Origin of the sequence: Pseudopedobacter beijingensis (assembly GCF_042678145.1) — a bacterium.
GTDB classification, from domain to species: domain Bacteria; phylum Bacteroidota; class Bacteroidia; order Sphingobacteriales; family Sphingobacteriaceae; genus Pseudopedobacter; species Pseudopedobacter beijingensis.
On sequence record NZ_JBHUDG010000012.1, the window covers coordinates 15483 to 28540 of the forward strand.

Sequence of the window (13058 nt, forward strand, 5' to 3'; positions counted from 1 at the left end):
AATTTAAACCGTCATTTTTAGTTCTATACTTTGAAAATTAAGCCATCGTCATACCACCATCTATAACCAATTTCATTCCGGTAATGAATTTACTGTCATCAGATGCAAGGAACAATACTCCATTGGCAATGTCTTCATTGGTAGCATATCGTTTCAAAGGAATGGTAGCTTCAAAACCTTTCTTTGCCGCTTCAGCTTCTCCCGGAGCGTAACCTTCTTCCAGAGAACGCATCATACGGTTATCTACAGGTGACGGATGAATGGAATTTACACGTATGTTTCTCGAAGCAGCTTCATTGGCAACGGTACGGGTAATGCCGATTACAGCGTGTTTACTGGTCACATAAGCCGATACATTTGGTGAACCTACCAGACCGGCAACTGAAGACGTATTGATGATGCTACCTCCGTTATTCATTTCTGGCAATACATATTTAATACCCAGCCAAACACCTTTTACGTTTACGGCAATCAGTTTATCAAAAACTTCCTCCGGATATTCGGTAATGGGTTTTACAACACCTTCAATTCCTGCATTGTTGAAGAACACATCTATTTTGCCAAAAGTATCCACCGCATGTTTTACGTATTTCTGTACATCAGTGGCTTTTGTAACATCTGCCGTTACATAACTTACGTTCGGACTGTTCAATTCAGAAGCGACCTTGCTTAATGCTTCATCATTGATATCCACCAATACTACTTTTGCTCCTTCATTTAAAAACAACTTTGCTGTTGTTGAACCAATTGCACCGGAACCTCCGGTAATAACGACTACTTTACCTGCTAATTTTGCCATAATATTTACTTTTTAGTTTAATTAAATTCTTAAGTAAAATTAAATCTAAGGCACTTCAAATTCGGTAACAAAAATCACATTTCAATTGATTATTTTTTAGTATTTACCAAATCCAACAACAATAGAATTATAATCAAAAAAAGCTAGTTCTGTAACATTAGTTACAATCAATTATAGTCTTAGAAACTACCTTTGAGCTGTTTTTACTCTACATCAAATACTCTTATTTGTTTGAAGAAACTAGTTTTATACATATTCCTTTTCACTATGGTGCTTAGAACATTCTATGTACAGTTTCATTATGCTTTTTATTTGATAGACAGTGAAACCTACATCGAGCTTTTTTGTGAAAATCAGGACAAACCCGAAATGCACTGTGACGGAAAATGTAGTCTGAGCAAAGCCACAAAAGAAACTTCCGACAAACAAGATAAAATTCCGGAACAAATTACTTCTTTGAGCTTTCCGGATTTTATTCCTACCGAAAAATTCACCTTAGAGTTTATAACAATCGAAAGGTTACAGAAGAAAAAAATCATTGCCCAACAATCTCTATATTCTTTTCTGTATTTAGATAAATGCAAACACCCACCCAAAAATTTGATGGTCTAAATTCAAAATCACTGTTGTATTCACGGGACACATTTATTATTCATCAAATTTTTAAACAAAATGAAATCAATACTTTGGGTTTCACTTTGTGCAATGCCTTTTATGGCTGCGGCACAAGAGAAACAGCAACAAGACAGCGTAAAAACGACTATCTTAAACGAAATTATTATCAACGGCTACAGGCTCGAAAATCCTACTTTCAGCAAAGTTTCCAATAACTATGACGAAAAAATAGTACAACCCAAAAATGTAGCCGGACTTTTTAACGACATCAATGGTTTTTCACTAATCAAAAGAGGAAACTATGCAATGGATCCGACTTTTAGGGGGGCTCAATATGAACAATTGAATATCCAATATGATGGTGGTATCAAAGCAATGCACGCCTGTCCCAACCGAATGGATCCGATTACTTCTCACATTGCTCCTGAAGAAATCGAAAAAATCGAAATCATCAAAGGACCGTATAGTGTTCGTTACGGAGCTACATTTGGTGGCATTGTTAATCTTGTTACCCGCAATCCTTCCAAAGGAAAACACGGTTTGCACGGGTCAATAGCTTCGGGCTATGAAACCAATGGAAATGCGTATGTAGGAATGGCTCAATTGCAATACGTTACCGATAAATTCGACCTTGCCGGAAATTTTGGATACCGCAATTATGATAACTACAAAGATGGTGACGGAACAGAAATTCCTTCGGCTTTTAAAAGTACCGATTACGGATTAAAATTCGGTTATAATATTAAAAAGAACCACCGCATACAAGCCGGATGGCGACAGGCTTTCGGTCGGGATGTGCTACACGCAGGTTTGCCGATGGATACAGAGTATGACAACAGCAGCATTGCTTCGTTGGACTATAAATGGGAACATTTCGGAAAAATCATTCAACAATTCCAAGTAAAAACCTATTATAGTTATGTAGATCATCTGATGACTAATTTTGACCGTTCTTCAGCAAAAATGACGGAGGCTTCTGCCTTGGTAGAATCCCATACAGCCGGTGTAAAAGCGGAGTTGGAATGGAAAACATCGGATAAACTGCATTTTTTCAGCGGAATAGATTACCTGCACATCGGTAGAGATGGTGACAGAACAAGGTTGATAAAAATGCAGAACGGTAATCCGCTTCCGGAGCCTGTCACACGGATTAATTCGATATGGCAAGATTCGTATATTGATGATTGGGGTATTTACACCGAAGGAAAATGGAATTTTGCTCCAAGCTATATATTAACAGCAGGATTGCGGTACGACAGGGTTGTTTCTGACATTCGCAAACCCGAAAACGATTTTGCTTCGCTTTATGATTTAGAAAAAAGAACCGAAAGCAATATCAGTGGAACACTTTCCCTCAAAAAAGCAATCAGCAACCGCTTGTTTTTGGAATTGGCTTATGGGCGTGGCGTTCGTTCTGCCAATATGATTGAACGTTATATCAATCAGTTCAACGTAGGTCAGGACAGTTATACCTATACCGGAAATCCCGATTTGAAAGCGGAAATCAACAACCAATTTGAAATTGGAGTAAGCGGATACGAAAACCTCAACGGATTTTTCAACACCCTTCATTTTGAAGGTTCGGTATATTATGCCTTTTTGGACAATTACATTTCGGCAGTCATTGAACCCACAATCGGAACGGATGCCAAAGTATTTACCAACATCCGGGATGCTTACAAAACCGGAGTGGATGTTTCGGCTAAATTAGATTTTGCTAATCATTATTTCCTGAAAACCGACCTTTCGTATGTATATGCCCGCAATAAAGATTATGATGAGTCATTACCGTTAATTCCACCTTTTACAGCACGTATATCCGCAGGATTTGAAAACACTAAATTCTGGGGAAATATGCAGTACAACATTGTAGCAACACAAAATGAATTAGCACCTTCCTTTGGAGAAATACGTACGGGAGGTTATCAAACAATGGATGTACGTTTAGGATACCGACCTGTTGAAAATTGGAGCATTGGTATTGCAGGACTGAATATTTTTGACAAGACTTACCACAACCATCTGAATTTTGCATTCCGCAATCAAGAAGGTTTTTCTAATGTTCCCATCAACGAACAAGGAAGAAATTTTACGGTTTTTGTTCAATATAAATTTTAAGGAAAATGAGCAAAACAACCAAAGCACATAAAATAACCACCATTACCGGCTTAGCCATCGTTATTGCGAATATGATTGGCACCGGGGCTTTTACCAGTCTTGGTTTTCAGTTGAAAGAGCTGAACAATCCGATGGTGGTTATATCGCTTTGGATATTAGGCGGAATATTAGCTTTGTCAGGAGCGTTCAGCTATGCCGAAGTAGGAACAGTCATCAAAAAATCGGGTGGCGAATATGCTTTTCTTTCCAAAATATACCATCCTTTGGTAGGCTATTTGTCGGGTTGGATTTCGCTTACCGTTGGCTTTGCAGCACCTGTTGCTTTGGCTGCGATTGCCTTTGTAGAATATTTCCCTTTTGGTAATTTAAACGCAAAATGGACAAGTATTCTTCTTATTGGCATCATTACCTTAATCCATACCAAAAGTTTGAACGCAAGTTCTAAATTTCAAAATGTCAGTACCTTTTTAAAGGTGTTGCTCATTCTTGTCTTAATCCTTATCGGATTGTTTCTTCCTGGAAATTCAGGGAATAATTTCAGTTTCGGAAATGATTATTTTACCGAAATAGCGTCTTCGGCTTTTGCCGTTGCACTGATTTATGTAAGCTATTCGTATTCGGGCTGGAATGCAGCAGCGTATATTACCGAAGAATTTAGAAATCCCACAAAATCATTGCCCATTGCTCTTATTGGAGGTACAGTATTGGTAACGATACTTTATACCTTATTGCAGTTCATTTTTCTAAAGCACGTTCCCATTAATGAACTGGCAGGCGAACTCAATGTAGGGACCATTGCAGCAAGAAAAATGCTGGGAGAAAATATCGGAAACTTATTTGGGTTGGCAATTTCTTTATTGTTGGTATCGGGTATCAGTGCGATGGTTTGGGTGGGACCCAGAGTAACATCAAGCATTGCAAAGGAACATCGTTTATGGAAATATTTTCGTGCAGAAGAAGGCAGCATTCCTCAAAAAGCATTATGGTTACAATTTGGCATCAGTGCCATTTTGCTACTTTCAGGAACATTTGAGCAGATTATGGTGTATTGCGGCATCTTACTGACTATATCGGCAATGATGACCGTTTTCGGCATTTTTATTTTACGAAGAAAAACGGAATACCAAAATCAGAAAGGATATAAAAGTCCGTTGTTTCCCGTATTTCAGGTTTTATTTCTCCTACTTTCATTATGGATGATAGGCTTTGCTTTTGTAAACAATACCTTTGAAACCTTATTAGGAATGAGTAATTTATTAATCGGATTAGGAATGTATTATTGGAGCAAAAAGACTACAAATAAACAGTTTAACGAATAAAAATTAGGAAATATTAAAACTTTGGAAACAAGAAAATTAGGACTTAAAGAAAACTGGCAACAATTTACCTTACTTGTTCTCGTCAATATGATGGTGGGCGGTATGGTCGGTTTGGAAAGAACCGTAGTGCCATTAGTAGGAACGGAAGAATTTAACATTCAGTCAGATGTAGTTGTCTTTTCGTTCATCATTGCTTTTGGCGTAGTGAAAGCGTTTACTAATCTGATTTCGGGTGTATTAGCAGACAAATATACCCGAAAGAAAGTATTAATTTGGGGTTGGTTAGTCGGCTTGCCTGTTCCATTCCTTTTAGCTTTTGCACCGTCCTGGAATTGGATTTTATTTGCTAATGTCTTACTTGGGGTTAGTCAGGGATTGGCTTGGTCAATGACAGTGAATATGAAAATTGACTTGGTGGGCAAAAAAAGCAGAGGTTTAGCAATGGGATTGAACGAAGCCGCAGGTTACGGAGCAGTTGGATTGACCGCATTGCTAACAGGTTATTTGGCTTCACATTACGGACTAAGACCACAACCTTTTTATATCGGAATAGCATATACCATTGTTGGGTTATTGCTTTCTATTTTTGTGGTTCGCGATACCCGAAAATTTGCCCAATTAGAAGCCATACAAACATCATCAACCGAAATGACTCACAAACCCAACTTATGGTGGGTGTTCAAAGAGACCTCTTTCAAGAACAAAAACCTGTTTTCTATTTCTCAGGCAGGAATGATAAACAATCTGAATGATGGAATGTCCTGGGGCGTGTTTCCATTGCTCTTTATGTCAATGGGTGTCGGATTAGAAGATGTTGGTTGGATTAAAGCAGTTTACCCAGTGGTTTGGGGCGTAGGTCAAATCGTTACGGGACCTTTAACCGATAAAATCGGAAGAAAACCATTGATTGTTTGGGGAATGTTCGTGCAGGTTTTAGGGCATATTGTTATCGGTTTTGAATGGTTTGAACCTTTAACATCCGGTTTGATTGGTTCGGTACTTTTGGGTATTGGAACAGCAATGGTTTATCCTGCTTTATTAGCAGCCGTAAGTGATACCGCACATCCAACCTGGAGAGCATCCTCTTTGGGTGTTTATCGTTTTTGGAGAGATATGGGTTATGCTATCGGTGCTTTAATGGCAGGTATAGTTGGTAGCTTTTTCGGACTGGAATGGGCAGTGCATATTGCAGGTATTATCACACTTATTTCGGGTATCGTAGTTTGGTTAAGGATGAAAGAAACACGAATAACTGACAAATAAAAACAGAATAGCAACAGGTAGCAAAAACAAATAATTAATTTAAAAATCAATTATAAAATGAAAAAACAAATTTTAACGGCAATCATCGCTATTGCCACAACAAGCAACATTATGGCACAAGAACACAAGCAGCACAAAGGGCACGGAGATGGCAAACCGGCACATTCTGCCAACGAATATATGCACAAAGCATCTACGGAAGAGTTAGCAAATCGTTTTGAATCGCCTGAGAGAGACGCCTATCAACAACCCCATAAAGTAATGGAATATTTAGGCAATATAAAAGGTAAAACCATTATGGATATTGGAGCAGGAACGGGTTATTTTTCAGTAAAATTAGCCAAACACGGAGCCAATGTGATTGCAGCTGATGTGAATGACGAATTTCAAACTTATCTAAAAAAACGTATCGAAGAAAACAACATCAAAAATATTGAATTGCGTAAAATACCTTTTGACAGTCCTAATCTGAAAGATTCCGAAACCGATATGGTATTGATTGTAAACACCTATCACCACATCGAAAACCGGTCAGCGTATTTTGCAAAAGTGAAACAAGGAATTAAAAAAGGTGGCGAATTGGTCATTATCGATTTCTTTAAGTCTGATGTTCCTGTAGGACCACCAACCGCTCATAAAGTTTCGATAGATGAAGTGATAGCAGAACTAAAACAAGTAGGATATACTTCATTTGAAGTGGAAATGAACTTGTTACCTTATCAGTTTGTTATTAAAGCAAAATAAATAAAATGGAAAATAAAGCAACAATACAGGAATTCAACCGGTTTTTAAGCATTCATGAACAATTGTATCTTCAGACTTTGGAATTATTACAAGATGTTCCTGATGATGTGTTTGAAAGCACACCGATTGATAACGAGGTGATGTATCTTGGCGTGAGAATAAACAAAATTAACATCGGCGGACTCATTCGTCATTTTGTATTAGCAGAAATTCATTGGTTTCAGGCTATGAAAGATGGTAATAACGGATTAATTATTCCGAAACCGGACAATGCATCTTTACTGGAAAATATTCCGAATGGACAAGCATTAGTGGATAAATACAAGGAAGTTTTTGCCAAAGGATTTGAAATTCTGAAAACTTATACCGAAGAAGATTTGAACAAAACCGTTTCTTTTATGGGCAGAACATACACCGTAATGGCGTTTTTGTGGATTACATTCGGGCATCATTCTTACCACCTTGGACAAGTAGATATGCTGATTCGTCAAAACGGAATCTATCCGGCTGAATATATGGAATGGCCTAATACTTCAACCTTGATTGGCTAATGGACAACATCAGAAAAAAATACGAAGAATTATTGGGTTTTGTACCCGATAATATCGAAAAACGTTTGCAATTAGCTGAGTTATCAGGCGAAACCGAAGCCATTGATGTTATTGAAAAATATCGTGAAAAGCTGATTTATAGAAATCCGTTGGACAAGAAAACCCAGCAATTGGTTCACTTTGCCTTACTGATTGGCGGAATGCACAAAGAACCGGCAATGCTTCACGCAAAAGCTGCCTTAAAAGCCGGAGCCACCATAAAAGAACTCTTCGGAGTTTGCCAAACCGCAGCCATTACCGGAGGAATGCCAGCATTTAGTTTAGCTGTGGGTTGTGTGTTTGAAGCTATAGAAAATCTGGCTTAAAATTTATTTAGTGATATTTCAGAAAAACGAGGATTTAATGGTCCTCGTTTTGTATTTGTGTAACCTTTGTTACTTTTTGCCCAAACTGTAAATGCTAATTTTGAGGATTTATTATTACACGGTTTAAGACATCTAAAATTAGTGTGGATAATTTTAAACATTGAAATTTTAAAGCAGTTAATATATGAAATCTATCTTTTTAAAAAACAGTTTCCTTTGGTTGGTAGCAATATTCTTCCTGTCCAATTATTCATTTGCACAAACTCTTTTCTTTGAACGGATATATGATGAAACATTGTCGCAGGCAAGCTATATTGTAGGAGATGTACAAACTAAAGAAGCCATTGTAATTGATGCTCAACGGGACATCGATGTTTATCTGAAAATCGCTGAACAAAACAATTTAAAAATTACCAAAATAACCGAAACCCATATTCACGCCGATTTCTTGAGTGGTTCACGTGAGTTAGCTGCTGCAACCGGAGCAGAAATGTATTTGTCTAACGAAGGTGGAAAAGACTGGCAATACGATTTTCCACACACTTCTTTGAAAGATAGTAACACCATTAAAATTGGAAGCATTATGTTAGAAGTGATGCACACACCAGGGCATACTCCTGAAAGCATTACGTTTTTGGTAAGAGACGGAATTTCAAATTCAATAAAAGCCATTACCGGAGATTTTATTTTTGTGGGTGATGTTGGTCGCCCTGATTTATTAGAAAAAGCAGCAGGACAAATCGGAACGCAAGAAATCGGAGCTAAACAACTTTATGCTTCCATAGAACGTTTTATGAAATTGCCCAAAGATACCGAAATCTGGCCGGGACACGGTGCAGGTTCTTTCTGCGGAAAAAGTTTGAGCAATATTCCACAATCGACTTTGAAACAAGAGAAATTAACCAATCCGGCTTTACAATTTTCTGGGAAAGAAACAGATTTTGTAAACTATATTCTAAAAGACCAACCTGCACCACCGAAATATTTTGCGATGATGAAACACTTAAACAAAGTAAATCGTCCGCTTTTGGTTGCTGTTCCTAAACTAACCAAATTAAATAAGCAGGAAACAGATAATGCCATTCAAAATGGGTTAATTGTAATAGATACCCGTCCGAAATCAATTTCAGGAAAAGGATTTATTCCGGGAAGTCTGTTGATTGAAAATATGAAAACATTCTCTACGTTTATGGGTTCTTTGGTCGATTATCAAAACCAAATTATCTTGGTTGCTGAAGAAAATCAAATCGAAGATTTAACCCGAAAACTGATGCGTATTGGGATCGATAATATCTATGGATATTTTACGGATGTTACTTCGCAAAGTTTACCTTTACAAAAAGCAAACATCATTGATATTGAAGAATTAAAGTCTTCATTAAAAAATAAAGATGTTCAAATCATTGACGTACGCTCTAAAAATGAATACAACAATGGTCACATTAAAGGAGTCCAAAATATTGCTTTAACTGCACTGGAGCAAAATTTAGACAAAATACAAAAAGACAAACCTGTTGTTATTCATTGCCAGAGTGGAGCAAGAGCAGCAATGGCATATTCTATTTTGAGAAAAAACGGGTTTGAAAATATTATGAATTATTCAGGTGGAATTAACGATTGGGTGGAAAAAAAGAATGAACTTGTAAAATAATTTTTTGATTTCAAATGATGCACAATAAATCAAAAGCCATTCAGGATTTATACCCCGATGAACTGGCACATTGCTACGGATGTGGTAAGAATAATCTTGATGGTTACCAGCTGAAAACATATTTAGTGGGCGATGAAACAATCGCCCATTTTTTACCAGACGAAAAATTTACAGCACTTCCAGGTAGCGTTTACGGTGGTTTGGTCGCCTCACTTTTGGATTGCCACGGAACAGGTTCTGCGGCTGCTTTTGTCTGCGTTCAGGAGAATATTAATTTGAATGAAGTAGAAACTATTCCGGTAAGATGTGTAACTGCTTCATTAAAAGTTGATTTCAAAGCTCCTACACCTATGGGAGTTGAACTGAAACTGAGAGGAAAACTACAAAGTATCGAAGGACGAAAAATATGGGTTGATATGACACTTTCTGCCGATGATACTATTTGTGCTACAGGAGAGATTTTAGCTATAAAAATAAAAGACTAAACTTTGAAAATTAGTCTTTTGTATTTTACCTCTCCTATTTACGGTTGTTTTTTAGGTGATCTTACGTAAAGTATCGTTTCGATTAGCAGAATATGTTTCATTTTGTCCATTTTATCTTCACGGCTGACATGATTTCGAGTTCAAGCCTTGTTTCACTCAACATTTCAAATTCATTTTTCAAATAAAATTTTAAAGGCGATTGATAAAAGTTTCCGTTTAATTTTTTGTCCGAATCATGGTCAATTACCCATCCATTTAACGTGTTCTCATTGTTTTTCAGTTCGTTCAGTATTTTTGTTCCGAAACCTTTTCCGTGAAGTTTTTCCGAGACGATGATTGCAAACCATTTTTCATTTTCTCTAATAAAAGTTGTAGCCCAACCATTAATTTCTTCACTTTTGTCCAACAAAAAATAGTGGTTTTGCTCAGTAAGTTTATTCAGATAATTTTCAAAATCTGAAACTGAATTGTATGCAAGTTTTTCAGGATATTCGTTATTCCAAAGCTCTAAAATTCTTTCTTTTTGTTTGTTGTTTAATTCAGTATATTTAGTAATCTTCATTGTGTCATTAATTAAAAATTAGTAAAACGAACGAACTGTTGCCAGCTTTGTTTTTAATCGTTAATAGGCAAGTTTGAATTTCGAAAAACCTAAGAAAAATATAACCATTCTCCTGAAGCTAAATTAGTGAAAGAAAACGGTTTTTAATGCTCTCCATAGCCAACATCGTCCATTTTGCCCTTGAATACTTTGAACTGAATAACAAAATAAACTACAACTAAAATTGCAGCAACAATAAACCAGCCCAAACCTACCGACAAGCCATATTCGTGAGCCGCTACATTCTGAACCGTTAAGGAAGGATTAACTCCATTTGTTGATGGTAATAAGTTGGGAAACATAGAAGCTATCGTAGTAGCAAAACTTCCAAAGATAAACATCGAAGAAAAGAGGAAACCGCTACTGTCTTTTTTAAATTTATTAATTCGGAACAAACCGATAAGACCTACTGCACCAATAACAGGGAATATCCAAAGCCAATAATGAGTTTGCAGATTATTTAAAGGGAAAGGCTTTACATAATGCCATAGACAAGCCGAAGCAACAACCAATGCCAGCAATACGAAATTCAATTTAAAGATTGCCTTTTTAAGTCTTTGGTTGAGTGTTGTGGAAGTTTTAAGGATAACCCAATTTGCTCCGTGAATAGTTAATGTAACAACCGCTACAAGTCCCAACAATAGTGTAAACCAATCGATAATTCCCTGTTGTTCTGCAAGCGGATCAAACGTAGGGTTCCAAAGTGGCAAGAAGAAATAATGAGCCTCCTGTGTTGAAACACCGTTTTCGACCATTCCAAGATTGACACCTCGCACTACATTACCCAAAGCAGCCCCAAAGAAAAGAGCCAACAGTAAACTTGCTATACCAAATGCTTTATCCCAAATTGCTTCCCACATTCTGTGATGTACTTGTCCTCTCAGTTCCAAGCCCACTGCTCTGAATATCAGCAACCATAATACCAACATCAGTGGTAAATAGAAACCACTGAAAGCAGAAGCATACAGTGTAGGGAATGCAAAAAACAATACACCTCCTGAAGCAATCAGCCAGACTTCATTGGCATCCCAAAAAGGACCGATAGCGTTGGTTACTGCTTTTTTTTCTTCTTCTGTTTTGGCAAAAAACAGATGTACAATGCCTGCACCAAAATCATATCCGTCGAGAATGACATACGTTCCCAACATTACAGCCAATACAATGAACCAAAATATTTCCATAATCCTTTATTTTAATGCAATTTTAGCTTCGGGACCTTTTCTGATAATTTTCAAAACCAACAATAAAAAGAGTAAACCGAGCAATAAATAAAGCCCTACAAAGCCTAATAGTGTGAATAAGGTGTTGCCAGAAGATACCGTAGGCGAAACACCATCTACCATACGCATCAGATTGTAAACCAACCAAGGCTGTCTACCCAGTTCTGCGGTGTACCACCCGGCTGTGTTGGCTATGTACGGGAATGGTATCATAAACATCAGTATCCACAACAACCATTTTGTCTGATACAATTTATTTCTCCAAAGTAAAAAGGCAGCAAGCGTCATAATACCAATGAAAATAGTACCCAAACCAACCATAATATGATAACCATAATATAAGCCGGGTACATTAGTTGGATGAATAGATTCATCAAAATCATTCAAGCCTTTGATTTCGGCATCCCATCTTTGGTACGTTAGAAAACTAAGTATATTGGGTACAGCAATTTTATTATCCAGTTTTTTGTTTTCCATATCGGGCTGACCAATCAATACGATTTCCGAACCACCTTTTTCGGTTTCAAAAATACCTTCCATTGCCGCAAAAGTTGCCGGTTGATGTTTGACTACATTTTTTGCAGCCCAATCTCCGGTAGGAAATGCAACTAAAATAGAAGCAATTACCCCGAAAACAACACCGCTTTTGACGAATATCTTGCCAAAACGACTATGTTTATTACTCAGTAAATAAAAAGCACCAACTGCCGCCACAAAGAAAGAACTCGTAATCAATGACCCTGCTTGATTGTGCAAATAGGACGGCCACAACCACGGATTAGTGAACAATGCACTAAAATTATTCAAAACAAACTTTCCATTTTCTAAAATTTCATATCCGACCGGATGCTGCATCCAAGAATGCGTAGCAAGAATTAAAAAACCACTTGCCCAAGAACCAAGAAAAACCATCAGTCCGGAAAGAAAGTGTAATTTTTGACCAAGTAATTTCTCTCCAAAAAGAAACATACCCAGAAAAGAAGACTCCAAAAAGAAGGAGAACATTCCTTCCATTGCCAATGTTTGTCCGATGATACCACCCGTGAGTTCGGAGAACTTAGCCCAATTTGTTCCAAACTGAAATTCCATCGGAATGCCTGTAACCACACCCATTGCGAAGTTCAATGCAAATATCTTCATCCAGAATTTAGCAGCATTGTTATAATCTTCATTCTTCGTTCGCAGAAACTTCCATTTAAAATAAACAATCATCAGAGAAAGTCCCATTGTGAGCTGAGGGAACAGGTAATGAAAGGTAATCGTAAAGGCAAACTGTAGCCTATTGTAAAGAATCATATCTTCCATAAGGAATGTTTTAAGCGTTTGA

Annotated in this window: 13 protein-coding genes; 9 read left to right on the forward strand and 4 right to left on the reverse strand. The window is 37.2% G+C overall.

Features of this window, described 5'->3' with window-relative positions:
• Positions 1–37 precede the first annotated feature (37 nt).
• A complete protein-coding gene (locus ACFSAH_RS07945) occupies positions 38–799 on the reverse strand; it encodes an SDR family NAD(P)-dependent oxidoreductase (protein ID WP_379662182.1) in 762 nt (253 codons plus the stop codon).
• Positions 800–1030: 231 nt separating this feature from the next.
• Here ACFSAH_RS07945 and ACFSAH_RS07950 point away from each other — a divergent pair, with 231 nt between their 5' ends.
• The 9 genes from ACFSAH_RS07950 to ACFSAH_RS07990 all read left to right on the forward strand — a co-directional run bounded on the left by ACFSAH_RS07950 (position 1031) and on the right by ACFSAH_RS07990 (position 9910).
• Positions 1031–1411 carry a hypothetical protein gene (locus ACFSAH_RS07950; RefSeq protein ID WP_379662183.1) on the forward strand — a complete coding sequence of 127 codons (381 nt, stop codon included), beginning with the start codon at positions 1031–1033 and terminating at the stop codon, positions 1409–1411.
• A gap of 60 nt (positions 1412–1471) precedes the next feature.
• The gene (locus tag ACFSAH_RS07955; protein WP_379662184.1) at positions 1472–3532 is read left to right on the forward strand and encodes a TonB-dependent receptor domain-containing protein; all 2061 of its coding nucleotides are present in this window, start codon (positions 1472–1474) and stop codon (positions 3530–3532) included.
• 5 nt (positions 3533–3537) lie between these two features.
• Positions 3538–4851, forward strand: a complete 1314-nt coding sequence (locus ACFSAH_RS07960; RefSeq protein WP_379662185.1) for an APC family permease — start codon at positions 3538–3540, stop codon at positions 4849–4851.
• A 21-nt stretch (positions 4852–4872) separates the two neighbouring features.
• A complete protein-coding gene (locus ACFSAH_RS07965; RefSeq protein WP_379662186.1) occupies positions 4873–6114 on the forward strand; it encodes an MFS transporter in 1242 nt (413 codons plus the stop codon).
• 57 nt (positions 6115–6171) lie between these two features.
• Positions 6172–6858 (forward strand): class I SAM-dependent methyltransferase, encoded by a 687-nt coding sequence (locus ACFSAH_RS07970; RefSeq protein WP_379662187.1) that lies wholly within the window; start codon positions 6172–6174, stop codon positions 6856–6858.
• A gap of 5 nt (positions 6859–6863) precedes the next feature.
• Positions 6864–7409, forward strand: coding sequence for a DinB family protein (locus ACFSAH_RS07975; protein WP_379662188.1), 546 nt, complete (start codon positions 6864–6866; stop codon positions 7407–7409).
• The gene (locus tag ACFSAH_RS07980; protein ID WP_379662189.1) at positions 7409–7774 is read left to right on the forward strand and encodes a carboxymuconolactone decarboxylase family protein; all 366 of its coding nucleotides are present in this window, start codon (positions 7409–7411) and stop codon (positions 7772–7774) included. Before ACFSAH_RS07975 ends, ACFSAH_RS07980 begins: the two co-directional genes overlap by 1 nt.
• A gap of 184 nt (positions 7775–7958) precedes the next feature.
• Positions 7959–9425, forward strand: a complete 1467-nt coding sequence (locus ACFSAH_RS07985) for an MBL fold metallo-hydrolase (protein ID WP_379662190.1) — start codon at positions 7959–7961, stop codon at positions 9423–9425.
• A gap of 14 nt (positions 9426–9439) precedes the next feature.
• On the forward strand, positions 9440–9910 hold the full coding sequence (locus tag ACFSAH_RS07990) for a PaaI family thioesterase (RefSeq protein ID WP_379662191.1): 471 nt from the start codon (positions 9440–9442) through the stop codon (positions 9908–9910).
• 97 nt (positions 9911–10007) lie between these two features.
• Here the strand turns inward: ACFSAH_RS07990 and ACFSAH_RS07995 are convergent, their stop codons facing one another.
• The 3 genes from ACFSAH_RS07995 to ACFSAH_RS08005 form a co-directional block, all read right to left on the reverse strand.
• Positions 10008–10472 (reverse strand): GNAT family N-acetyltransferase, encoded by a 465-nt coding sequence (locus ACFSAH_RS07995; RefSeq protein ID WP_379662192.1) that lies wholly within the window; start codon positions 10470–10472, stop codon positions 10008–10010.
• A gap of 143 nt (positions 10473–10615) precedes the next feature.
• Positions 10616–11692, reverse strand: a complete 1077-nt coding sequence (cydB, locus tag ACFSAH_RS08000; protein WP_379662193.1) for a cytochrome d ubiquinol oxidase subunit II — start codon at positions 11690–11692, stop codon at positions 10616–10618.
• A gap of 6 nt (positions 11693–11698) precedes the next feature.
• Positions 11699–13036 carry a cytochrome ubiquinol oxidase subunit I gene (locus tag ACFSAH_RS08005; RefSeq protein WP_379662194.1) on the reverse strand — a complete coding sequence of 446 codons (1338 nt, stop codon included), beginning with the start codon at positions 13034–13036 and terminating at the stop codon, positions 11699–11701.
• Positions 13037–13058 lie beyond the last annotated feature (22 nt).